The following is a 23,391-nucleotide window of genomic DNA, read 5'->3' as shown; positions in this document are numbered from 1 at the left end:
CTCCCGGGTGCGCAGCGCAACGCTCATGGGACGTTCCCCGCCCGGAAAGATCCACTTTGACACGGCCACGTCCAGCGCGGCGACAACACCCGTATGCGTGTCGTCATCGTGACCGAATCCTTTCCCCCCGATGTGAACGGCGTGGCCCACTGCGCGCTCCAGACCGCCCGCCATCTGGCAGACCGCGGTCACCTCCCGCTCGTCGTCGCGCCGGCCCCCGCTCCCGGGCACAGGACCGACGCCGCCGGACCGTGCCCCGTCGTCCACGTGCCCTCCCTGCCGATGCCCGGCTACCCCCAGGTCCGCGTGGCCCTGCCCAGCCGGCGCCTGGCCGCGGCTCTGATCGGGCACCGCGCCGACGTCGTCCACCTGGCCAGCCCCTTCGTCCTCGGCGTCCGCGGCATGGCCGCGGCCGCCCGGCTCGCAGTCCCCGCCGTCGCCGTCTACCAGACCGACCTGGCCGGATACGCCCGCACCTACATGGGCGCCGGCGAGGCCGCCGCCTGGCGCCGCATACGCTCCGTCCACGCCGCCGCCGACCTCACCCTCGCCCCGTCCAGCGCCGCCCGCGACGACCTGGAGGCACACGGGGTGCCCCGGGTCAGGCTGTGGCCGCGCGGCGTGGACACCGTCCGCTTCCGCCCCGACCGCCGCGACGCGGCACTGCGCCGCGAACTGGCGCCCCGGGGCGAACTGATCGTCGGATACGTCGGGCGCCTCGCCCCCGAGAAGCACGTCGAACTGCTCGCCGGCACCTGCGCCCTGCCCGGGGTGCGGGTCGTGGTCGTCGGGGACGGGCCCAGCCGCCCCGGCCTTGAGCAGGCGCTGCCCGGCGCCGTCTTCCTCGGCCGGCGCACCGGCGACGAGCTCGCGCGGATCTTCGCCTCCCTCGACGTCTTCGCCCACACCGGCCCCTTCGAGACCTTCTGCCAGACCGTGCAGGAGGCCATGGCCAGCGCAGTGCCCGTGGTCGCGCCCGCCGCCGGCGGTCCGCTCGACCTGGTCGCGCACGGTCGCACCGGACTGCTGGTGCCCCCGCACGACGAAGCGGCCGTCCGCGACGCCGTCGCCCGGCTGGCCGCCGGCCGCGAGCTGCGGGCCGCCTACGGCACCGCCGCGCGCGCCATGGTCGAGGGGCGGACCTGGGCGGCCGTCGGCGACCGGCTCATCGACCACTACGCGGACGTCCTCGCCGCCCGGCAGCCGGCGGTGGCGGCCTGATGTCCCTCAGGATCGTGCGCCTCGCCAACTTCGTCGCCCCCGCCTCCGGTGGACTGCGCACCGCCCTGCGCGAGCTCGGCCGGGGCTACCGGGACGCGGGCCACGAGCCCGTCCTGATCGTGCCCGGCGAACGCCCGGACGACCGCGACACCGACCAGGGCCGCGTGATCACGCTGCCCGGACCGCTGCTGCCGGGCACCGGCGGCTACCGGGTCCTCGTCGACCGGCGGCGGGTGGCCCGTCTGCTGGAGGAGCTCGCCCCCGACCGCCTGGAGGTCTGCGACCGCACCACCCTGCGGTGGACCGGCAGATGGGCGCGGCGGGCCCGGGTGCCGGCCGCGATGGTCTCCCACGAGACCGCCGACGGTGTCCTGCGCACCTGGGGGCTGCCCGAGCGAACCGCCCGGCGAGCCGCCGACGCCCTGAACGTCCGCACGGCCCACACGTACGCGCGCGTGGTGTGCACCACCGAGTTCGCCGAGCGGGAGTTCGTGCGCATCGGCGCCCGCAACGTCGTACGGGCTCCCCTCGGCGTCGACCTGGACGAACGGCATCCGGCGCTGCGCGACCCGGCGCTGCGGGCCCGCCACGCGCGCGCGGACGAGGTCCTGCTGGCGATGTGCTCCCGGCTGTCCGTGGAGAAGCGGCCCGGCACGGCGCTCGACGCGCTGGCGGAGCTGCGGCGCCGCGGTGTGCCGGCCGTGCTGGTGGTGGCCGGCGACGGTCCGCTGCGCGCCCGGCTTGAGCAGCGGGCGCGGGAGCGTGCGCTGCCGGTCGTCTTCCTCGGCCACGTCGCCGACCGCGTCGTACTCGGTGCGCTCCAGGCGTCGGCCGACGTGTGCCTGGCGCCCGGCCCGGCCGAGACGTTCGGGCTGGCGGCGCTGGAGGCGATGGCGTGCGGCACACCCGTGGCGGTCAGCGCCTCCTCCGCGCTGCCGGAGGTCGTCGGCTCCGCCGGGGTGGCGGCCGCCGACGACGGAGTGTCGTTCGCGGACGCCGTGCTGACGCTGCTCGGGCGCCCCGAGCACGAGCGCCGGGAGGCGGCACGCGCGCGTGCCGAGTGCTTCGGCTGGGGCGCCGCCGTGGAGGCGTTCCTCGCCGCGCACGACGCCCCCGTGGTGCGGCACCGGGGCCGTGCCGGAGGGCTCGCGGAGGCCGCGGGGCCGGCCGGACCGGCCGCTCCCGCAGGTCCGGCCGGTGCCGCCGGTCCCGTCCCCGCAGCCGATCCGGTCGGTCCGGTGGGTTCGGTCGGTCCGGGAGGTGTCGGATGAGACCGGTCCGCTTCGTGGCGCTCGGTGACTCGCTGACCGAGGGGGTGGGCGATCCGGTCGGCGACGGATGGCGTGGCTGGGCCGCGCTGCTCGCCGCCGGACTCGCGGAGGAGCCGGCCGAGTTCACCAACCTCGCCGCCAGCGGCGCGCAGACGCGCGACGTCCTCGACCGGCAGCTGCCGGCCGCCCTCGCGTGCGGGCCGGACGTGGCGTCCGTGGTCGTCGGCGTCAACGACACCCTGCGCTGCACCTTCGACATCGGGGCCGTGGCCACCCGCCTGGACGAGGTGTACGCCGCCCTCACCGCACACGGCGCCGTCCTGCTGACCGCGTGCCTGCCCGACCCCGGCTCGATGCTGGGGCTGCCGGGCGCACTCGCCCGCCCCCTGGCGCGGCGCCAGCGCGCCGTCAACGCCGTCGTGCACGCGCTCTCCGACCGGCACGGCGCGCTGCACCTGCACGCCCACGAGGGCACGTGGGTCACCGATCGCTCCCTGTGGAGCGCGGACCGGCTGCACCCCGGCGAACGAGGGCACCGCCTGCTGGCCGTGCGTTTCCACGCGCTGCTCGCCGAGGCGGGCCGCGCGACCGGGCCCGCCCCCTCGTCCCAGCCCGAGTCCCCGGCGCCGACGCGCTCGGCCGGCCTGTGGTGGCTGGCGACCGCCGGGACCCGCTGGGTGGCCCGGCGCTGCACCGACCTGCTGCCCCAGTTGCTCACCCTCGCCGTCGACGAACTGCGCCACCGCGCCCGGGGCACGAGTGCCCGCCTCGACCTGCGGGCCTCGGCCGCGGTGTCGGCGGCACTCGCGGCACTGTCGGCGGCGGAGGTGCCGGACACCGCCGAGGTGGCCTGAGCCTCCCGCCCACCGGCGGTGTCAACGGCGCCGTACCGTCACGAAGTGGACCGGGGTGCCCGGCCGGGCCTGCGCGGCGGCCGGCAGGTCGGCCGAGCGGACGACGGCGATCACCGGGTAGCCCCCGGTGGTGGGGTGGTCGGCGAGGAACACGACCGGTCGGCCGTCGGGCGGGACCTGCACCGCCCCCAGCACCATGCCCTCGCTGGGCAGTTCCCCGGCGTGGGCGCGCTCCAGCGCCGGTCCCTCGGTGCGCAGGCCGATCCGGTTGCTCGCGGCCGACACCCGGTACGCGCGCGAGGTGAGGGTCCGCAGCGCGGCCGGGGTGAACCAGTCCGCGCGCGGGCCGGGCACGACCCGCAGGACCAGTTCGGCCGGGGGACCGGGCTGCGGGGCGGCGTCCACGTGCGCGTACACCGCCGCGGGGCCTCCCAGCGGCAGCACCACGCCGTTCGCGAGCGGCGCCGGCCCGAGCCCGGAGAGCAGGTCGCAGGAGCGGCTGCCGAGCACCGGTTCGACACGGATGCCGCCCGAGACGGCGATGTAGCTGCGCAGCCCCCGCACGGCTGCCCCGACCTCCAGCACGGCCCTGGCGGGCACCCGCACGGGCGCCCCCCAGGCGACCGGTCGGCCGTCCACGGCGACCGGGCAGGGGGCGCCCGTCACCGCCACGGCGACCGTCGAACGCGGGCGCACGGCACACCCGTCGAGGGTGGTCTCCAGGACGGCCTCCTGCGGCGGATTGCCGACCAGCCGGTTGGCGAGCGCCGCCGCCGGCGCGTCCAGCGCTCCGGAACGGGGCACACCGAGATGGGCATGGCCCGGGCGGCCCCGGTCCTGCACGGTCGTCAGTGCCCCGGCCCGGACGACGGCGAGCGCGCGGTCCGTCACGCCGCACCCCCCGCGCGCACGGGAACGAAGCGTACGCGCGTACCGGGCGACAGCAGCGCGGCCGGCACGCGCGCGTGGTCCCACAGCACGGTGTCCGTGGTGCCGATCAGCTGCCAGCCGCCGGGCGAAGCACGCGGGTACACGCCCGTGTACGGCCCGGCCAGCGCCACCGAGCCGGGCGGGACGGCGGTGCGCGGCGTGGCCCGGCGCGGAACGGCGTAACCCGCCGGCAAGCCGGTGAGGTAGCCGAAGCCGGGTGCGAAGCCGCAGAAGGCGACCCGGAACTCGGCCGCGGCGTGGACGCGGGGCACGTCCTCCTCGGCGACGCCCCAGTACGCGGCGACCTCGGCCAGGTCGGGGCCGTCGTAGCACACCGGGATCTCCACCACCCCACGCGGTGTCGGGGGCGGGGGCGGGAGTTCGCCGGTCAGCTCGGCCGCCAGCCGAGCGGGCTCGGCCAGACCGTCGAGCAGGACGGTGCGGGCCGCCGGGACGATCTCCCGGACCGTGATCCGGCCCTCCTCACGGCGGCGGACCAGCTCCGCGTGCAGCGCCAGCGCCTGCGCGCCCGAGGCCACCTCGACGAGCAGGGCGTCGTCACCGACGGGAAGGGCCCTCATGCGAACGCCTCCACCACGACGCCCGAGGCCTCCAGGCGGGCGCGCACCCGCCGCGCCAGGTCCACCGCGCCCGGGGTGTCGCCGTGCAGGCACAGGGAACGCGCTCGTACCGCGACCGTCGCGCCCGAGCGGGTGCTCACCGCTCCGTCCCGGGCCAGACCCACCGAGCGCTCGACCACGGCCTCCGGATCGCTCACCACGGCGCCCTCGCGGCCGCGCGGCACGAGTGTGCCCTCCTCGGTGTAGGCGCGGTCCGCGAACGCCTCCGCCACGACCGGCAGGCCGGCCTTCCCGGCGACCTCCAGCAGCCGGGAGCCCGGCAGCCCGAGCACGGGCAGGGAGGCGTCCGCGAGCACGACGCCGTCGACGACGGCCCCCGCCTGCTCCTCGTCGTGCACGACGCGGTTGTACAGCGCACCGTGCGGCTTGACGTACGCCACACGCGTGCCCGCCGCGCGGGCGAAGACCTCCAGCGCGCCGATCTGGTAGGCGACCTCGGCGGCCAGCTCGGCGGGCGGCACGTCCATCGCGCGTCGCCCGAACCCGGCCAGATCCCGGTAGGAGACCTGCGCGCCGATCCGCACGCCCCGCCCGGCCGCCAGCTCGCACACCCGCCGCATGGTGACCGCGTCCCCGGCGTGGAACCCGCAGGCCACGTTGGCGCTGGTGACGACGGACAGCAGCTGCTCGTCGTCGGTCAGCCGCCAGCGGCCGAAGCCCTCGCCGAGGTCGGCGTTGAGATCGATCGACGTCATGGGGCCCCGATGCTCCTCGATGTCTTCTGCCCGGCCGCGACGCACCGCAGCACACCGCGCGGCGGGGGAGCACCGGCCGCCCCGGAGCGGCTGCCCCGAGCGTGGAGGGGCGTGGACGGCCGGCGGTGGCCTGCGGCGTCCGGGCCGCGCCGGAGGCAGGCGAACGTCCCGGCGTCGGACCGCCGCCCGTGCGGGGCCCGCGGCGGGAGGTGCGTGCGCATGGACCACCTCGCAGACGGACGACGGACGGTGCCCCGGCGGGAGCCGTGCGTGGCACCGTAGAGGATCGTTCAACGATCCTTCAATACCGACGTTGTCCCGGCCCCCGTTCCTGCGCTTGAATTCCGGGCATGGCAGAGCAGGCGGCGTCACTGGCCGACGACCGTGGCCTCCTGGGACGCACCAGTACGGCCGAGCGGGTCTCCGACGTCCTCCGCACCCGGATCGCCGAGGGCTTCTTCCCCCCCGGCACACGGCTGTCGGAGGAGGACATCGGCGGCGCGCTCGGCGTGTCCCGCAACACGCTGCGCGAGGCGTTCCGCCTGCTCGTCCACGAGCGCCTGCTCGTCCACGAGCTCAACCGCGGGGTCTTCGTCCGGGTCCTGACCGTCGAGGACGTGGAGGACATCCACCGCACGCGCGCCCTCGTCGAGTGCGCCGTCGTGCGCGGGCTCGGAGCGCCGCCGTACGCCCTCGACGCCATGGCCGCCGCCGTCGCCGAGGGGGAGCGGGCGAGCGCCGACGGCGACTGGAAGGCCGTGGGCACCGCCGACATCCACTTCCACCGGGAACTGGTCGCCCTGGCCGGAAGCGAACGCACCGACGAGGTGATGCGCAGCATCTTCGCCGAACTCCGCCTGGCCTTCCACGTGGTGGACGATCCGCGGCGGCTGCACGAGCCCTACCTCACCCGCAACCGGCAGCTCCTGCACACCCTCCGCGAGGGGAACACGGCCGAGGCGGAGCAACTGCTCGCGGTCTACCTGCGGGACTCGCTGGAGCGGATGGCGGAGGTGTACCGGCGGCGGGTCGGGGACGACGGGGCCGCTCCCGGTTGACGCCCCGACCGGCGCCGGTGGTGGCGGGCGGGGGACGAGAGGAGAGCCGCGGAGGAGCCGGGTGTCCTCGCCCGCCGGGCCGGTCCCCGGGGGCGTCGCCGCCGCGGGCAGCCGATCCGCGCCGTTTGGGTCGTTGTCGGACCGAGGACCTACGCTGTGCACCGTGACTTCGCCTGCTTCGACGGACCGTGTTCCGCCCCAGCTCAGCGCGGGGCCGCGCCCCGCGCCGGGCCCGGCCGCCGACGAGGGGCTGGCGCGGCGCCTGCGCGCGCTCGCCTGCACCGCGCCGATCCACGACCTCGACGCACGCAAGGCCAACCTCGCCGGCGCGTACTCGGTCTACGGCATGGCGGAGATCGCCCTGGCCGCCATCGACCTCGTCACGCTCAACATGGACTTCGACACCGGCGCCGACCACGACCAGATCGTCGCCCGGCTGGTGCCGCGCGTCGCCGCCCAGGCCCCGGCCCGCCCCGTCGCGGAGCACGAGCGCGTGGCCCGCTGGGTCCTGGAGAACCTGATCAACGTCGGCAGCGTCGACCGCGGCTTCCGTACCGTGTACGGCACCTTCGCCGCGGACGGCAGCTACGTCCGCCGCGACTACGACTTCAAGCTCCTGGAAGAGGTCCCCGGCCCCGGCGGCACGGTGTACCTGCGCACCACCGACGAGGCGGTCAACGTCCTGGTCGGCGCCCTCGACACCGACGTCACCAGCGCCCAGATCGCCGCCGAGGTCAAGCTGGAGGTGCTGATCAGCCGCGGCCGGCTGGCCGACGCCCAGCTCGCCGCCGAGCAGGCCCGCTACCGGACCGTGCAGTACTCCGAGACCCTGCGCAGGGCCCTGGAGGCCACCCGGCGCAACGTGCGCGCGGTGGACTGGCTCAACGCCGTCCCCGACATGATCGCCGAGGCGCTCGACCACGTCGCCGACCGCTACCGGCACGAGAACGCGATCCTCACCAACATCCGCAGGGCCCGCGACGAGAGCGAGGAGCCCGAGCACAAGCGGCGCGCGGCCGAACTGGTCGACATCGTCAAGGACTGCATCCGCCGCCACACCCAGCTCCAGTCCCGCCTGCTGGAGGCGGGACCCCTCTTCCGCGCGGAACAGGACCGGCAGGCCTTCGCCGTGCCCGCGTCCACCGCCGGGATCGACCTCTACGGGCACCTCCTCGCCCCGGTGCTGCCGCTCCCGCTGGAGCAGGCGACCCGCGTGACCGACGCGTTCTTCGCCCGCGGCACCGGACTGCGCACCCCCGTCTCCGTGCGGGTCGCCGACCTCGTCGACCTCCTGCTGACGCCGCCGGTGGAGCGGGAGCACCTCGGTGCCGAGATGCCCGAGCCCGACCTCATCGCCACGCCCGACGACAGCCGCTTCAGCGAGGAGCAACTGGCTGCCGCCATGGCCCTGCTCGACCTGCCGGCGGACGCCCCGCGCCGCCTGTCCGGACTGCTGGCCGAGGCCCGCCGCAAGGATCCGGACCTGCCCTACCTGGTCGCCCTGATCGCGGTCCACGCGGCCAGCCCCGCCGTCGGCACCGCCTACCGGCAGGGCGAGGAGAAGCTGCTGTTCGCCGTGGACGACGGCACCGAACTCGACGACCACGAGTTCGGCGGCGCCGATCTGATAGTCGGCACGGCGCTGCTCGACGCGGCCGGCATGGCCGCGGACCGGACGGAAGCAGCATGAGTGACCAACCGCGCGACAAGGAGCACCAACCGTGACCGAGCACGTCGACCGGAGTGATCCGGAGGCCGCCGCCGCACCGGTGAGCACCGCCGTCACCCCCGCCGACGCCGCCGACGCGGCGCGGCTCGTCGCCTTCGGGCTCCAGCCGAAGCTGCAGCCCGCGCGCGACCAGGAGTACACCGACCTGCTGCGCCGCTACCGGGAGGACCCGCCGTTCGCCCGGCTCGCCGACGCCGTCGCCGCCGGACTCGGGCTGGTCGTGCTGGAGGTGTCACCGCGCGCCGGCATGGCCGTGACCGCCGCCGAGGACTCGGTGTTCGCCGTACGCATGGGCGACTACGCGCGCCGTACCGCCGCCGACTCCGGCGACCGGTTCCTGCACGGGCTCGCCCATCTCGCCGTCGCCGCCCTGTCCTTCCCCCGGCCCGAGGACCTCGCCGACGACGGCTACATCGGCCGCGTCACCGTCAACGGCGTCGACGCCTTCGTCCGCCAGGCCTGCCGTCGGCTCGAGGAGCGTGCCGCCGAAGAGGGCGAGAACACCGACCCGGCGACCGACGCCCCCGGCCTGGAGGCCGCCTGGCGGATCTGGGCCAGACGCAGCGCGACCGGCGCCACCAAGGACGCGCGCCGCCTGGCCGGATCGACCACGGGCATCGTCGGCAAGGCCGTGGCGTTCCTCACCGACTCCGGCTTCCTGCAGCGGACCGGCGACGACAGCGGCGGGACGTACCGCACCACGGCCCGCTACCAGCTCCAGGTCCGCGACATGGCCGGCAGTTCCGCCATGGCGGAGCTACTGGAACTGGGCATCGTCCCGGTCAGCGACGGCACCGCGACACTGCTGCCCGCAGAGCACACCGACGACCTGGAGTTGGTGGCCGACGCCGGGCTGCCGTTCCACTCCTGACCGGCGCCCCGCACCACCCCCCATCGAACCACCGCACCTTTTCGAAGACTGACGAGAGTCCGCCATGTACGAGCTGTCCCGGGTCCGCCTCTACTCCATCGGGCCCGCCGGCGCACGCTACGCCGACACCGTGCTCGACCTGCGGGGTGTCGGCCACATCGTGCCCGAACCCGCCCCCACGCAGGCGGAGTTCTTCGAGGAGGAGCCCGTCGGTCCGCCGCGCCGCCCCGCGCCCGCCGGTGTGCTCTTCCTGGAGAACGGCGGCGGCAAGTCCGTTCTGCTGAAGCTGATCTTCTCGGTGATGCTGCCCGGGCACCGCAACACCCTCGGCGGCGCCAGTTCCGGCGTGCTGCGCAAGTTCCTGCTCGCCGACGACTGCGGACACGTGGCCCTGGAGTGGCAGCACGTGCAGACCGGCGAGTGCGTCGTGGTCGGCAAGGTCAGCGAGTGGCGCGGCCGCCAGGTCTCCAACGACCCCAGAAAGTTCGCCGAGGCCTGGTACTCCTTCCGGCCCGGCCCCGGACTCTCCCTGGACAACCTGCCCGTGGCCGAGTCCACCGCCGTGCGGCCGCCCGTCGAGGGCCAGTCGGGGGCGCAGGGCCGCCGCCGCACCATGAAGGGCTTCCGGGACGCGATCACCGAGGCCGGGAAGGCGTACCCGCACCTGGAGGTGCACTGGGAGGAGACCCACGAGCGCTGGACCGAGCACCTCGGCGAGCTCGGCCTCGACCCCGAACTCTTCCGCTACCAGCGGGAGATGAACGCCGACGAGGGCGAGGCCGCCGGCCTGTTCGCGGTGAAGAAGGACTCCGACTTCACCGACCTGCTGCTGCGCGCCGTCACCGACACCCGCGACACCGACGGACTCGCCGACCTCGTCGGAGGGTTCGGCAACAAGCTCGGCCGGCGCGCCGAACTGATCGCCGAACGGGACTTCACCGCCGGCTCCGTCGATCTGCTCGGCCGGATCGTCGAGGCCGCCGACTCACGCGCCCGCACCCGGGACGTGCACGCCGCAGCCGAGCGCCGCACCCGCGTCCTGGGCCGGCGGCTGTCCGCGCGGGCCACTCAGGAACGGGCACGGGCCACCGACCTCGCCCAGCGGGTCACGGCCGCCGCCTACGCCGTCACCCACTGCGAGGGCGCCCGCGAGCGCAGCGCCCTGATCGCCGCCGAACTCGCCTACCGGCATGCCTCGCTGGCGCTCGCCGCCGCCGAGAAGACCGCCGCCGCGCAGAAGCGGGAGCTGGCCGACGCCCGCACCCTGCACGCCGCCTGGCAGGCCGCCGAGGCCGTGCTGCGCCACCGGGCCGCAGCCGACCGGGTCGCCCGCGTGTCCGCGGCGATCCAGGAGGCCGAGCGGGACGCGGCCCCCGCCCTCGCCGCCCGCGCCAAGGCCGCCGTCGACCTCGTACGGGCCCTGCACGCCGCCGCCGCGAGCGCCGAGAACCTGGCCAACGAGCAGGAGGAGCGCTCCGCCGCCCTCCAGGAGGTCAGCGACACCGCCCACCGCGACTCCACCGGCGCCGCCACCGAGGCCCAGCGCGCCCGCAGCGAGGCAGGGCACCTGCGTCAGCGCCTCGCCGAGGTCGAGCAGGAGACCGCCGAGGCCGTCCGGGCCGGCTGGCTCGACGACAGCGCCCCCGACGCCGACCCCGCCCGTGCCGCGCTCGCCGCCAGCGACGCGGAGAAGTCCGCCGTCGCCGCCTGGGACACCGCCCGTGAGGCCGCCCGACGTGCCACGGAGCACGCGCGCGAGACGGCGTCCGCCGAGTCCCGTGCGGAGCTGACCGCCGCCCGCGCCGCCGACGCCGCCCTGGCGGCGGACCGGGCGTACGACGGCGAGCGCCGCACCGCTCGCACGCTGGCGCAGGAGGAGCGGCTCGCGGAGCTGCTCGGCCTGACCGGCGCCCGCCCCTCGATCCCGCAGCCGCGGCAGTCCGGGGACGACAGCGGACAGGGCCCGCTGGGCCCCGAGGAGCTCGACCGGTTCGCCGACGAACTGCGCGCACTCCTCGACGACGCCGTCACCTCCGCCGAACGGCAGCTGTTCGAACTGCGTACCGCAGCGGCCGACGACGCCCGGATCCTCGGCGCCCTCGGCGACGGCGGGCTGCTGCCGCCCGGCCCCGACGTCCTCTCCACCGTCGAATACCTCGGCGAGCACGGCATCCCCGCCCTGCCCGGCTGGCGCTACCTCGCCCAGGCCGTCGACCCCGCCGACCACGCGCGGGTGCTGGCCGCCCGCCCCGAACTGGTCGACGGCGTCATCATCACCGACCCGGCCTCGCACGTACGCGCCCGCGAGGTGCTCGGCGACGCGGCACTGCTGCCCCGTTCCGCGGTCGCCGTCGGCACGGCCGCCGCGCTGCTGGCACCGACCCCGGCGTCCGGCACGGACCCTGCCGGTGCCTCCGACGTGTTCCTCGTGCCGCCCAACCCCGCCATGCACGACGAGCACGCCGCCGACGAGGAGCGTCAGGCACTGCGCGCGCGGGCCACCGAGCGCGACGAGGAGATCCGCAGGCTGGCCGCCCGGCTCGGCAAGGACCGGGAACTGGCGGCGCGGCTGGCCTCGTGGCGCGCCGGCTGCCCGGCCGGCCGCTTGGCGGAGCTGGCCGAGACCGCCCGCGAGGCACGGACGTTCGCCGAGGAGGCCGAGGCGGACCTGGCCGAGGCCCGCACCGAGCGGGCGGAGGCGGAGGAGACCGCCACCGAGGCCGCCCAGGTGCGCGACGAGCGGCAGGAGGCCGCCCAGCGGGCCAGACGGGCCGCCGACGCCCTCGCCGGACTGGCGTTCCGGCTGCGTGAGCGGGCCGCCTGGCAGGTCAGGCTGCGCGAACTCGCCGACGAGGCCGCCGAGTCCGAGGCCCGCGCCCAGGCCTGCCTCGAGCGCGCCCGTGCCGCCGACGAGGATCGCCGCGCCGCACAGCGCGGCGCCGACGACGCCCGCCGCACCGCGCGTGCGTTGCGCGGCGAGCGCGCCGAGATCGCCGGTGCCCCCGACGACGTACCGGAGCCCGACGCCGACGCGCCCGAGGCGTCCCTGCCCGCCCTGCGCGAGGCCTACCGGGCCGCGTCCCAGGTGTACGAGAAGGTGGGCGTCGGCGCCGACCTGCGCGCCGAGCAGGCCCGCGCGGAGAGCGACGAGAGCGCCGCCCGCGCCGAGCTGGACCGGTTGAGCAACAAGGTCCGCACGCGCGCGGAGCAGCTCCTGCAGTCACCGGACGGCTCCGACGGCCCCTCCCGGCAGGCTGCCGCCGCGCGCGCGGAGGAGCTGGTGCAGCTCCTGGAGACCCGCATGTCGCACGCCAGCGAACAACTCGGCCGGCTGCGCGGCGAGGCCGAGCGGCACGCCCCCGAGGACGGCGGGGCCCACACCGAACTGCCCGACGAACTCGTCCCGCGCGACGCCGACCACGCGCAGGCCCTGCTGCGCACGGCCAGCGCCGAACTCGCCTCACGCGCCGAGGCGCTGGCGCAGGCCCGCGAGGCGCACGCCGAGTTGCTGGAGGCGCACCGCGCCGCCGAGGGCGCGGCCGGCGGCTTCGACGAGACCGCCGCCATGCTCCGCGACCTGCTGCGCGAGCACGGGACCGACGAGGAGCAGGACGAGCCGGAGCCGTACCCCGGCACCCTGGAGGAAGCCCGCCGGGCCGGCGCCGAGGTACGCCGCTCGCTGCGCGGCTGCGCCGCCGACCTCTCCGCTGCCGAGGCCGCGGTCCGCGAGGCCTCCGACGTGCTCGTCCGGCACGCCAACTCCACCCGCTACGAACAGGTCCGCACCCCCGCGCGGCAGCAGATCCGGGAGCTGCCCGCCTCCGCGCTGCCCGAGCACGCGCAGAAGTGGGCGGACGCCTTCGCGCCGCGGCTGCGCGTCCTCACCGACGAACTGGCGCAGCTGGAACGCAACCGCGACTCGATCGTGGACCGTCTGCGCGGCCTCGTCGAGTCCGCCCTGGCCACTCTGCGCTCGGCCCAGAGGCTCTCCCGTCTGCCCGAGGGGCTCGGCGAGTGGTCCGGGCAGGAGTTCCTGCGCATCCGTTTCGAGGAGCCGGACCAGGCCACGCTCACCGAGCGGCTCGGCGAGGTCGTCGACGAGGCGACCCGCGCCGCCGTGAAGAAGAACTCGGACCTGCGGCGCGACGGCATGTCGCTGCTGCTGCGGGGCGTCGCTGCGGCCCTCCAGCCCAAGGGCGTCGCCGTGGAGATCCTCAAGCCGGACGCCGTGCTGCGCGCCGAGCGGGTCCCGGTCGGGCAGATGGGCGACGTCTTCTCCGGTGGGCAGCTGCTCACGGCCGCCATCGCCCTGTACTGCACGATGGCCGCCCTCCGGTCGAACGACCGGGGCAGAGACCGGCACCGCCACGCCGGCACGCTCTTCCTCGACAACCCCATCGGCCGCGCCAACGCCACCTATCTGCTCGAACTCCAGCGGGCCGTGTCCGATGCCCTGGGCGTGCAGCTGCTGTACACGACCGGCCTGTTCGACACCACCGCGCTCGCGGAGTTCCCTCTGGTCATCCGGCTGCGCAATGATGCCGACCTGCGTGCGGGCCTGAAGTACATCAGCGTCGAGGAACACCTGCGGCCGGGGCTGCCCCAGCCGACCCCGGCCGGGGAGGCCTCGCACAGCGAGATCACGGCCACGCGGATGTACAGGCGACCGGCAGCGACGACGCCCTGAGGGGGCTGCCCGCGCTGTGCGGAGGGCGGGCCCGAGAGGTGGGCCGCGCCGAGGGCGGGCCGGTCGCGGCACACGGCCCCGCCGTCCGGCGGACGCGGCGGCGGTGGCGCCGAAGCCCCCTGCGGGACGGGACAGCGGGCCGGAACGCGACGGGTCCGGCGCACGCGGCATGCGCGTGCCGTCCCGCTGCCGCGAGGCGGTGGCCGGACGTCCGGACCCGGGGCGGCGGGTATCGGCGGCCCGTCCCCTTCGCGGTCAGTCGGGCGTCCGGGCAGCGGAGCCGGTGCTTCCCTGACCGGCCGCCCTGTTGCCGGTCAGGGACGAAAGGGAGCCCGCCTCCCACCGTTCACCCCTGCCGGACCGTTACAGCCCTTCGGGTGACGAGGGGGCGGACGAAGGGAAGATCCCGTCAGGGGTGGGACAGCTGCCCGGTCCCGCTACCGCGACGTATCCGGTCCTGCCTCCCCTCGGCGCCCCGCTCCTGCCGCCGGGTCCGGCGGCGTTCGCGGCGAAGCGCCCGCGCCGTGCTGCTCGGGACCGACACCACTCCGTTGCGCTGATTCCACACCTGGCGCGTCACCCACACGTCCAGCACGCCCCAGGTGGCCAGTACGGTCCCCGCGACCGTGCCGAGCGTCATCGGGAACGCCAGCCAGGACCCGGCCAGTGTGCACAGGAACGCCACCATCGCCAGGATCAGGGTCACGGCGACGACGAGCACCGCACGGACCGCCGCCGCGCGGACCGGGTCGGGCATCCTGCGGTGCCGTGCGGGCTCCTCCACCCACAACGGCCGGTAGCGGGGCTGAGCGGGCGCGGCCCGTGCCACGGAGCCCTCCGCCCGCGTGTCGTGATCCGGCGCCCCGGAGATCCGCCGCACCGTCGAGCGTGCCGCCGCGCCGTCCTCCGGCGCCTGGTGCCGCTCCACCGTCCCCATCAACGTGCCCCTCCCCACCGCCAGGCAGACCACTCGACAGATGTCCGACAGACACCGTCTTCCCCTTGGGTGCCCGGCTTGCGCTGCTTCATGCCGAGGGAGTGCGGGATGCGGCTCCTGTGGCCGATTCCGCCTCCATTTCCTGCAGAGAGGGACGAACGGAACGCCGTGAAGATTCCCCAGCCGGGAAGAAATCCGGCCAGTCGCCCCGTGAATGGGCTCGATCCGGCCGTTCGCGGCCACGGGAGCCCCGGGAGGCAATCTCCCGCAATGCCCGGACAACTCACCCTGTTGCGCCGCCAGTACGGAAGTACAGCTTCCGGACAGCTCTTCGAGTTGGTCGGGTGTCGGTAGTAGGCTCGCGCCGTTTGAAGACGCACATGCGTGCCCCCTGCCGGTTGGGGGTCGAGCTGGGGGAGGCCATGCGCTTTCGCGGGAAGTCGATCCGCCGGAAGATCGTGGCGCTGCTTCTCGTGCCGCTGGTGTCCCTGACCGTCATCTGGGGCTTCGCCACGGTGCTCACGGGACGGGAGGCCGGCCGGCTGTTCGACGTGTCCTCCGTGGTCCAGAACATCGGCTATCCCGTCGAGGACGCCGTCCGGGTCCTGCAGCAGGAACGCCGCCAGACCCTCGTCCACCTCGCCGATCCGCGAGCCTCCGACACCTTCTCCGCCTTGCGCCGCAACCGAGCCGCCACCGATCAGGCCCTGGCCGTGATCCGCCGCAACGCGGCGGACCCCGACGTCCGCGACGACCTCGACCCGGACGACAGCGAGGCGCTCACCGCGGTACTGGACGCCTTCGACGGCGTCACCTCGCTGCGCCGCAGCGTCGAGGAGGGCACCGTCACCCGGGCCCAGGCGTTCGACCTCTACAACCGGCTCGTCGACCCCTGCTACACCCTGCTGTCCACACTCGACGTGGTCGACGACGCCGAGTTGGACAATCAGTACCGCGCTCTCGTCAACACCTCCCACGCCCGTGAACTGCTCGCCCGCGAGGACGCCCTCCTCGGCTCCGCCCTCGTCGTGGGCGAGATCTCCCGCGACGAGACGCGCGACGTGCTGGACCTCGCGGCCCAGCGCGACGCCGTGTACGGCCTCAGCCTGCCGCAGCTGCCCCTCTCCGAGCGGGACCGCTACGAGCGGTTCTGGAAGAACGCCACCACCGCCCCCCTGCGCACGGCCGAGCAGGCCGTCGCCGCCACCGCGCCCGGCGGCATGCCCCGCGGCGTCACCGCCAAGAACTGGGACACGGCGGCCGGAAACGTCCTCGACGAACTCGGCACCCTCGACGAACAGGCCGGCGAGCGCTATCAGGACCGCGTCCGCCCCGTCGTCATGAACGTGATCCTCAAGGCCGTCGCCGCCGGCTTCCTCGGACTGGCCGCCCTGCTGTTCTCCCTCCTGCTGTCCGTGCGCATCGGCCGTGGCCTCATCCGTGATCTGCGCCGGCTGCGCCTGGAGGCGCACGAGGCGTCCGGTGTCCGCCTGCCCAGCGTGATGCGCCGGCTCTCCGCGGGCGAGCAGGTCGACGTGGAGACCGAGGTGCCGCGCCTGGAGTACGACAAGAACGAGATCGGCGAGGTCGGCCAGGCCCTCAACACCCTGCAGCGCGCTGCCGTGGAGGCAGCCGTCAAGCAGTCCGAACTGCGAGCGGGCGTCTCGGAGGTCTTCGTCAACCTCGCCCGCCGCAGCCAGGTCCTGCTGCACAAGCAGCTCACCCTCCTCGACACCATGGAACGCCGGACCGAGGACACCGAGGAACTCGCCGACCTGTTCCGACTCGACCACCTCACCACGCGCATGCGCCGCCACGCGGAGGGCCTGGTCATCCTCTCCGGAGCCGCGCCCTCCCGGCAGTGGCGCAAACCCGTCCAGCTCATGGACGTGGTCCGGGCCGCCGTCGCCGAGGTCGAGGACTACGAACGCATCGAGGTCCGCCGGCTGCCCCGGGTCGCCGTCACCGGCCCCGCCGTCGCCGACCTGACCCACCTCGTGGCCGAGCTGCTGGAGAACGCCACCGTCTTCTCGCCCCCGCACACGGCCGTGCAGGTCGTGGGCGAACGCGTCGCCAACGGCTTCACCCTGGAGATCCACGACCGGGGCCTGGGCATGGGGGCCGAGGCGCTCCTCGACGCCAACCTGCGTCTCGCCGAGACGCCCGAGTTCGAACTCTCCGACACCGACCGTCTCGGGCTGTTCGTGGTCAGCAGGCTGGCTCAGCGCCAGAACGTGCGGGTGTCCCTGCAGCCCTCGCCCTACGGCGGCACCACCGCCGTGGTCTTCCTCCCCGACGCGCTGCTGACCGACGACGTCCCCGACACCAACGGCATCGGGTTCCGCCTCGACCGGCCCCAGGCCGCCACGCACGCAAGGACGGGCGAGAGCCGCCGGGCCGCGCTCTCCCAGGTGCCCGTGCACCTTCCGGGCCTGTCCGCCTCGCTCCTGGACGGGCCGATCGAACTGGAGGCCCCCGTCGAGCTGAGCTCCCTCGACGGATTCCCCGGCGCACTCGACGACGCGGAGGGCGAGGGAGACGGTCTCTTCCGTCCCCGGCGGTCCCTGGCCCGACCGCAGGACGACGACACGGCGGAGGGCGACCAGCCCGACGACCCCGTCCCGCTCACCCGCCGCCGAACGCCCAAGCTGGTCAGCTCGCACGGCCGGCCCGTCGCCGCCCAGCGAGCCCGCCGCGCCGAGCCGGAGGAGGAGCAGGCGGACCGGTCCGGAGCGCGCCGCTCCTCCTCCGACGGCCTGTCGCCCCTGCCCGAACGGCGCCGCGGCTCCGCGGGCCGGCCCCACCGCGGTGCGAGCGCCGGCGGGCGGGCCGAGCCCGGCCTCACGGCGTCCGCGAGCCCGGACCCGGCCGCCGACGTACCCGCGCTGCCGAGGAGGACGCGGCCCACCGCAGGCCCCTCGACCGGCCCGGACGACAACTCGCCCGGACACGGTCCGAACCCGGGCGAGGCGGCGCCGGACGGACTGCCCACCGCACCCGTCACCTCCGGGTCCGACCGGTTCGGCGGGCCCGGAGACCCCGACGGCCGGGACACGCCCGGCCGATCCACCGACACCGCTTCGTCCGACCGGGACGACACCGACCTTCCCTCCGGCCGGGCCCCTCGGGAGACCGGTGCCGGGACGGGATCACTGCCACGCCGCGTGCGACAGGCCAGCCTGGCGCCGCAGCTGAGGCAGGAACCCGCCCGGCGCACCGAGGAGCGCGCCGAGCAGCCCGCCGAGCGGGACGCCGACGCGGTACGCAGCCGCATGGCCTCGCTCCAGCGGGGCTGGCGGCGCGGCCGGGAGGAGAACGCCGAGGGCGACGCCCACGGCGGCACAGCACCAGGAGAAACGACCGAGGGGGACGCACCATGACCGTGCCGAGGGCGAACGCCCACACGACCACCGAGGGGGAGCTGAACTGGCTCCTCGACGAACTCGTCGACCGTGTCGCGAACATCCGCAAGGCGCTCGTCCTGTCCGGCGACGGCCTGCCCACAGGGGTGTCCAAGGACCTGACCCGGGAGGACAGTGAGCACCTCGCCGCCGTCTCCTCCGGGTTCCACAGCCTCGCCAAGGGCGTCGGCCGCCACTTCGACGCCGGAGGCGTCCGGCAGACCGTCGTCGAACTCGACGAGGCCTTCCTGTTCGTCACGGCCGCCGGCGACGGCAGCTGCCTCGCCGTCCTCGCCGACGCCGAGGCCGACATCGGCCAGGTGGCCTACGAGATGACCCTCCTGGTGAAGCGGGTCGGCGTACATCTGGGTGCCGCTCCGCGCACCGATTCCCTCGCGGGCGGGTAGTGGGATGGCATGAGCGCAGAGGGTCAGGGACCAAGCCACTGGTTCGACGAAGAGGCCGGGCCGGTCGTCCGTCCGTACGCCATGACGCGCGGACGCACCGGCCACGCGGCGCAGCACCGCCTCGACCTGATCGCGGTGGTGGTCGCCGAACCGCACGCCGACGATCCGGAGGCCGATCCCGGGCTCTCCCCGGAGCACGTCGACATCGTGGGCCTGTGCCGGCAGGTCCCGCAGTCGGTCGCCGAACTCGCCGCCGAACTCGATCTACCGGTCGGGGTGGTACGCGTCCTGGTCGGCGACCTGGTGGACGGCGGCTTCGTCCATGTCAACCGGCCGGTGCCGCCCGCCGAACTGCCCGACGAGAGTGTCCTGCGCGACGTGATCAACGGCCTGCGGGCGCTGTGAGCAGCGTGGAAGCGGGGTGAGGTGATGACCGGCTGGCAGTTCTGGGTCGACCGGGGCGGCACGTTCACCGACATCGTGGCGCGGCGTCCGGACGGACGTCTGCTGACGCACAAGCTGCTGTCGGACAACCCCGCGCGGTACGCCGACGCGGCGGTCGCCGGCGTGCGTGCGCTGCGGGCGGACTCCCCGGACCCGGTGGAGTCCGTCCGCATGGGGACGACCGTCGCCACCAACGCCCTCCTGGAGCGGACGGGGGAGCGCACCCTGCTGGTCGTCACCCGCGGCTTTCGCGACGCCCTGCGCATCGCCTACCAGAACAGACCCCGTATCTTCGACCGCCGCATCCAGCTGCCGGAACTGCTCTACGAACGGGTCGTCGAGGTCGACGAGCGCATCACCGCCGACGGCACCGTCCTGCGCGCCCCCGACCCGGCCGCCCTCGCGGGCCCCCTGCAGGAGGCGTACGACGACGGGATCCGCGCCGTCGCGGTGGTCTGCATGCACAGCCATCTCCACCCCGCCCACGAGCAGGCCGTGGGGCGCCTGGCCGCCCGCATCGGTTTTCCCCAGATCTCGCTGTCCAGCGAGGTCAGCCCGCTGATGAAACTGGTCCCGCGCGGGGACACCGCCGTGGTCGACGCCTATCTGTCGCCGGTGCTGCGCCGCTACGTGGGGCAGGTCGCCGACGCCCTCCAGGGCGTCCGGCTGATGTTCATGCAGTCCAACGGAGGCCTGGCCGAGGCCGGCCAGTTCCGCGGCAAGGACGCCGTCCTGTCCGGGCCGGCGGGCGGCATCGTCGGCATGGCCCGTATGTCCCAGCTGGCCGGTCACGACCGCGTCATCGGCTTCGACATGGGCGGCACCTCCACCGACGTCTCCCACTTCGCCGGCGCCTACGAACGCGTCTTCACCACCCGGATCGCGGGTGTGCGGCTGCGGGCACCCATGCTGGACATCGACACCGTCGCCGCCGGCGGCGGCTCGGTCCTCCACTTCGACGGCTCCCGCTACCGCGTGGGGCCCGACTCGGCGGGCGCCGACCCGGGCCCCGCCTGCTACCGCGCCGGGGGACCGCTCGCGGTCACCGACGCCAATGTGATGCTCGGCCGTATCCAGCCCGCCCACTTCCCCGAGGTGTTCGGGCCCGACGGAGCCGAGCCGCTCGACGACACCGTCGTGCGGGAGCGCTTCACGGCCCTGGCCCACGAGATCCGCACCCGCACCGGCGACGACCGCACACCCGAACAGGTCGCCGAGGGATACCTGCAGATCGCCGTCGCCAACATCGCGAACGCCGTCAAGCGGATCTCCGTGCAGAAGGGCCACGACGTCACCCGCTACGCCCTCACCACGTTCGGCGGCGCGGGCGGCCAGCACGCCTGCATGGTCGCGGACTCCCTCGGCATCCGCACCGTGCTCGTGCCGCCCATGGCAGGCGTCCTCTCCGCGCTGGGCATCGGGCTCGCCGACACCACCGCGATGAGGGAGCAGTCCGTGGAAGCGCCTCTGGAAGCCGCCGCCATGCCCGGCGTCCTCGCGACGGCGGACGACCTGGAGGCGGCGGCCCGCGCCGAGCTCCTGGCCGAGGACGTGCCCGCGGACCGCATCCGCGTCGCCCGGCGTGCGCAACTGCGCTACGACGGCACCGACACCACCCTCACCGTCGAACTGACCGAACCCGCCGCGATGCAGGGCGCCTTCACCGAGCGTCATCGCGCCACATACTCCTTCACCCTCGACCGCCCGATCGTCGTCGAAGCCCTCTCCGTCGAAGCCACCGGCCTCACCGACCCCCCCGATCTCTCCGCCCTCGCCCCGTACGAGGGCGGCACCGCCCCGGCGGAGACCGTCCGCCTCCACACCGGCGGCGCCTGGCGTGACGTCCCCCTGCACCGCCGGGAGCACCTGCCCCCCGGCCACGTCGTCACCGGTCCCGCGATCATCACCGAGTCCAGCGCCACCACCGTCGTCGACGACGGCTGGCGGGCCGCGGCGAGCGACGGCGGCCATCTGGTCATGGAACGCGTGACGGTCACGCAGAGTTCCGGTCTCGACACGCAGGCCGATCCCGTCCTGCTGGAGGTGTTCAACAACCTCTTCATGTCCATCGCCGAGCAGATGGGCGCCCGGCTGGAGTCCACGGCCCAGTCCGTCAACATCAAGGAGCGCCTGGACTTCTCCTGCGCCCTGTTCGATCCGGACGGGAACCTGGTGGCCAACGCCCCGCACATCCCCGTGCACCTGGGATCGATGGGCACCAGCGTCAAGGAGGTCGTGCGGCGCCGCGGCCAGGCCATGCGCCCCGGCGACACCTACGCGGTCAACGACCCCTACCACGGCGGCACCCACCTGCCGGACGTCACCGTCATCACACCTGTGTTCGACACGAACGGTGACGAGATCCTCTTCCACGTCGCGTCCCGCGGCCACCACGCCGAGATCGGCGGCATCGCCCCCGGCTCCATGCCCGCGGACAGCCGCACCATCGAGGAGGAGGGCGTCCTCTTCGACAACTGGCTGCTCGCCGAAGGCGGCCGCTTCCGCGAGGAGGAGACCCTCCGGCTGCTCACCGAGGCGCCGCACCCGTCACGCAACCCGGCGACGAACCTCGCCGACCTCCGCGCCCAGATCGCCGCCAACCACAAGGGCGTCGAGGAGGTCGGCCGCATGATCGGCGAATTCGGCCTCGACGTGGTGCAGGCGTACATGCGGCACGTCCAGGACAACGCCGAGGAGGCCGTCCGGCGCGTGATCGACGCCCTGGACGACGGCGAGTACGCCTATGAGACCGACGCCGGCGCGGTCATCCGGGTCCGCGTGCGCGTGCACCGCGAGGAACGCTCCGCGACCGTCGACTTCACCGGAACGTCGCCGCAGCAGGACACCAACTTCAACGCCCCCCTCTCCGTGGTCGTCGCAGCGGTCCTGTACGTCTTCCGCACCCTGGTCGCCGACGACATCCCCCTCAACGACGGCTGCCTGCGACCCCTGCGGATCGTCGTGCCGACCGGGTGCATGCTCGCGCCGCAGCCCCCCGCCGCCGTCGTCGCCGGGAACGTGGAGACCTCCCAGGCGATCACCGGCGCGCTCTACGCGGCCCTCGGTGTCCAGGCCGAGGGCTCCGGAACGATGAACAACGTCACCTTCGGCAACGACCGCCACCAGTACTACGAGACCGTTGCCTCCGGCTCCGGTGCCGGTGCCGGTTTCCCCGGCGCGAGCGTGGTGCAGACCCACATGACCAACTCGCGGCTCACCGATCCCGAGGTCCTGGAGTGGCGGCTGCCCGTCCTCCTGGAGGAGTTCTCGGTGCGCCGCGGCAGCGGCGGCGCGGGGCGGTGGCGCGGCGGCGACGGCGCGGTGCGCCGGATCCGCTTCCAGGAGCCCATGACCGTCTCCACGCTGTCCCAGCACCGTCGCGTGCCCCCGTACGGCATGGCGGGCGGCGAGCCCGGTGCCCTGGGCGCCAACCGCGTGGAGCGCGCCGACGGCACGGTGACCCGGCTCGGCGGCAGTGACGCCGCCGAGGTCGCACCCGGCGACGTGCTCGTCATCGAGACCCCCGGCGGCGGAGGCTTCGGCCCGCCGCCGGCCGACCCCCCATCGAGCAGGAGAAGAAACCGATGATCTTCGGGCGTTCTGAGCGTGGCAAGCCCCCGGTCGAGCCCGTCACGCTCAAGATCCTCGTGGCGGGCGGCTTCGGCGTCGGCAAGACCACCCTCGTCGGAGCGGTCAGCGAGATCCGGCCCCTGCGCACCGAGGAGATGCTCACCGAGGCCGGGCGCCCCGTCGACGACACGCAGGGCGTGGAGGCGAAGCACACCACCACTGTGGCGATGGACTTCGGCCGGATCACCCTGCGCGACGACCTCGTGCTGTACCTCTTCGGCACACCCGGCCAGGAACGCTTCTGGTTCATGTGGGACGAACTGTCCGAGGGCGCCCTGGGCGCCGTCGTCCTCGCCGACACCCGCCGCCTGGAGGACTGCTTCGCCGCCGTCGACTACTTCGAACGGCGCGGCATCCCCTTCGTCGTCGGCGTCAACTGCTTCGAGGGCGCCCCGCGCCACCCGGCGGAGGACGTGCGCAGGGCGCTCGACCTCGACGACGACGTGCCGCTGCTCCTGTGCGACGCACGCGAGCGCGTGTCGGTCCGGGACGTCCTCGTCGGTGTCGTCGAGCACGCGATGGCCTCCGCCCCGGACCGCCGCGAGGTCGTCACCGGGTGACTCACCCGCGCGCCGGCCCGTGGGCACCACCCCGGCAGAGCACCGGTGCCGGGCG

15 protein-coding genes and 1 pseudogene are annotated in these 23,391 nt (G+C 74.8%); 12 read left to right on the top strand and 4 right to left on the bottom strand.

Going from position 1 to position 23,391, the window contains the following annotated elements:
- The first annotated feature begins 93 nt into the window (after positions 1-93).
- The 3 genes from JS756_RS26885 to JS756_RS26875 are packed head-to-tail and all read left to right on the top strand — an operon-like array spanning position 94 to position 3,346.
- Positions 94-1,221, top strand: coding sequence for a glycosyltransferase family 4 protein (locus tag JS756_RS26885; RefSeq protein ID WP_205385805.1), 1,128 nt, complete (start codon positions 94-96; stop codon positions 1,219-1,221).
- Positions 1,221-2,492, top strand: a complete 1,272-nt coding sequence (locus tag JS756_RS26880) for a glycosyltransferase (RefSeq protein WP_205385804.1) — start codon at positions 1,221-1,223, stop codon at positions 2,490-2,492. The genes JS756_RS26885 and JS756_RS26880 overlap by 1 nt, the downstream gene beginning before the upstream one ends.
- Positions 2,489-3,346, top strand: a complete 858-nt coding sequence (locus JS756_RS26875) for an SGNH/GDSL hydrolase family protein (RefSeq protein WP_205385803.1) — start codon at positions 2,489-2,491, stop codon at positions 3,344-3,346. The genes JS756_RS26880 and JS756_RS26875 overlap by 4 nt, the downstream gene beginning before the upstream one ends.
- 21 nt (positions 3,347-3,367) lie before the next feature.
- Here the strand turns inward: JS756_RS26875 and JS756_RS26870 are convergent, their stop codons facing one another.
- From JS756_RS26870 to JS756_RS26860, 3 genes are read right to left on the bottom strand one after another with little or no spacing between them, the layout of a single operon-like run.
- Positions 3,368-4,237, bottom strand: a complete 870-nt coding sequence (locus JS756_RS26870; protein ID WP_205385802.1) for a 5-oxoprolinase subunit C family protein — start codon at positions 4,235-4,237, stop codon at positions 3,368-3,370.
- Positions 4,234-4,857 carry a 5-oxoprolinase subunit B family protein gene (locus tag JS756_RS26865; RefSeq protein ID WP_205385801.1) on the bottom strand — a complete coding sequence of 208 codons (624 nt, stop codon included), beginning with the start codon at positions 4,855-4,857 and terminating at the stop codon, positions 4,234-4,236. Before JS756_RS26865 ends, JS756_RS26870 begins: the two co-directional genes overlap by 4 nt.
- On the bottom strand, positions 4,854-5,612 hold the full coding sequence (locus JS756_RS26860) for a LamB/YcsF family protein (RefSeq protein WP_205385800.1): 759 nt from the start codon (positions 5,610-5,612) through the stop codon (positions 4,854-4,856). Before JS756_RS26860 ends, JS756_RS26865 begins: the two co-directional genes overlap by 4 nt.
- A gap of 350 nt (positions 5,613-5,962) precedes the next feature.
- Between JS756_RS26860 and JS756_RS26855 the strand changes: the two genes are divergently transcribed.
- The 4 genes from JS756_RS26855 (at position 5,963) to JS756_RS26840 (ending at position 13,957) form a co-directional block, all read left to right on the top strand.
- Entirely contained in the window at positions 5,963-6,670 is a 708-nt protein-coding gene (locus tag JS756_RS26855; RefSeq protein WP_205385799.1) for a GntR family transcriptional regulator, read from the top strand.
- 163 nt (positions 6,671-6,833) lie between these two features.
- Entirely contained in the window at positions 6,834-8,360 is a 1,527-nt protein-coding gene (locus JS756_RS26850; RefSeq protein WP_205385798.1) for a hypothetical protein, read from the top strand.
- A 31-nt stretch (positions 8,361-8,391) separates the two neighbouring features.
- Entirely contained in the window at positions 8,392-9,270 is an 879-nt protein-coding gene (locus JS756_RS26845) for a hypothetical protein (protein ID WP_205385797.1), read from the top strand.
- 64 nt (positions 9,271-9,334) lie between these two features.
- On the top strand, positions 9,335-13,957 hold the full coding sequence (locus JS756_RS26840; protein ID WP_205385796.1) for a coiled-coil domain-containing protein: 4,623 nt from the start codon (positions 9,335-9,337) through the stop codon (positions 13,955-13,957).
- Positions 13,958-14,366: 409 nt separating this feature from the next.
- Here the strand turns inward: JS756_RS26840 and JS756_RS26835 are convergent, their stop codons facing one another.
- Positions 14,367-14,894: a hypothetical protein gene (locus JS756_RS26835; protein ID WP_205385795.1), complete on the bottom strand. Its 528-nt coding sequence runs from the start codon at positions 14,892-14,894 to the stop codon at positions 14,367-14,369.
- Between the two features lie 422 nt (positions 14,895-15,316).
- Between JS756_RS26835 and JS756_RS26830 the strand changes: the two genes are divergently transcribed.
- The 5 genes and pseudogenes from JS756_RS26830 to JS756_RS26810 all read left to right on the top strand — a co-directional run bounded on the left by JS756_RS26830 (position 15,317) and on the right by JS756_RS26810 (position 23,336).
- Complete coding sequence (locus JS756_RS26830) at positions 15,317-18,274, top strand: nitrate- and nitrite sensing domain-containing protein (protein ID WP_205385862.1); 2,958 nt, start codon at positions 15,317-15,319, stop codon at positions 18,272-18,274.
- Positions 18,271-18,702 (top strand): roadblock/LC7 domain-containing protein, encoded by a 432-nt coding sequence (locus JS756_RS26825; RefSeq protein WP_205385794.1) that lies wholly within the window; start codon positions 18,271-18,273, stop codon positions 18,700-18,702. Before JS756_RS26830 ends, JS756_RS26825 begins: the two co-directional genes overlap by 4 nt.
- Positions 18,703-18,711: 9 nt before the next feature.
- Positions 18,712-19,107 (top strand): DUF742 domain-containing protein, encoded by a 396-nt coding sequence (locus JS756_RS26820; RefSeq protein WP_205385793.1) that lies wholly within the window; start codon positions 18,712-18,714, stop codon positions 19,105-19,107.
- A 24-nt stretch (positions 19,108-19,131) separates the two neighbouring features.
- Positions 19,132-22,750: pseudogene (locus JS756_RS26815) on the top strand (hydantoinase B/oxoprolinase family protein).
- Positions 22,731-23,336 (top strand): GTP-binding protein, encoded by a 606-nt coding sequence (locus JS756_RS26810; RefSeq protein WP_205385792.1) that lies wholly within the window; start codon positions 22,731-22,733, stop codon positions 23,334-23,336. Before JS756_RS26815 ends, JS756_RS26810 begins: the two are co-directional and overlap by 20 nt.
- Positions 23,337-23,391 lie beyond the last annotated feature (55 nt).

Origin of the sequence: Streptomyces actuosus (assembly GCF_016921115.1) — a bacterium.
GTDB lineage: Bacteria > Actinomycetota > Actinomycetes > Streptomycetales > Streptomycetaceae > Streptomyces > Streptomyces actuosus_A.
This window is presented reverse-complemented; position numbering and strand designations above follow the sequence as displayed.

What these genes read in the sequence shown, in the direction of transcription:
- JS756_RS26885 (WP_205385805.1), top strand. Translation starts at nt 94, where the DNA reads ATGCGTGTCGTCATCGTGACCGAATCCTTTCCCCCCGATGTGAACGGC.
- JS756_RS26880 (WP_205385804.1), top strand. Translation starts at nt 1,221, where the DNA reads ATGTCCCTCAGGATCGTGCGCCTCGCCAACTTCGTCGCCCCCGCCTCC.
- JS756_RS26875 (WP_205385803.1), top strand. Translation starts at nt 2,489, where the DNA reads ATGAGACCGGTCCGCTTCGTGGCGCTCGGTGACTCGCTGACCGAGGGG.
- JS756_RS26865 (WP_205385801.1), bottom strand. Translation starts at nt 4,857, where the DNA reads ATGAGGGCCCTTCCCGTCGGTGACGACGCCCTGCTCGTCGAGGTGGCC.
- JS756_RS26860 (WP_205385800.1), bottom strand. Translation starts at nt 5,612, where the DNA reads ATGACGTCGATCGATCTCAACGCCGACCTCGGCGAGGGCTTCGGCCGC.
- JS756_RS26855 (WP_205385799.1), top strand. Translation starts at nt 5,963, where the DNA reads ATGGCAGAGCAGGCGGCGTCACTGGCCGACGACCGTGGCCTCCTGGGA.
- JS756_RS26840 (WP_205385796.1), top strand. Translation starts at nt 9,335, where the DNA reads ATGTACGAGCTGTCCCGGGTCCGCCTCTACTCCATCGGGCCCGCCGGC.
- JS756_RS26835 (WP_205385795.1), bottom strand. Translation starts at nt 14,894, where the DNA reads ATGGGGACGGTGGAGCGGCACCAGGCGCCGGAGGACGGCGCGGCGGCA.
- JS756_RS26830 (WP_205385862.1), top strand. Translation starts at nt 15,317, where the DNA reads ATGCGCTTTCGCGGGAAGTCGATCCGCCGGAAGATCGTGGCGCTGCTT.
- JS756_RS26825 (WP_205385794.1), top strand. Translation starts at nt 18,271, where the DNA reads ATGACCGTGCCGAGGGCGAACGCCCACACGACCACCGAGGGGGAGCTG.
- JS756_RS26820 (WP_205385793.1), top strand. Translation starts at nt 18,712, where the DNA reads ATGAGCGCAGAGGGTCAGGGACCAAGCCACTGGTTCGACGAAGAGGCC.
- JS756_RS26810 (WP_205385792.1), top strand. Translation starts at nt 22,731, where the DNA reads ATGATCTTCGGGCGTTCTGAGCGTGGCAAGCCCCCGGTCGAGCCCGTC.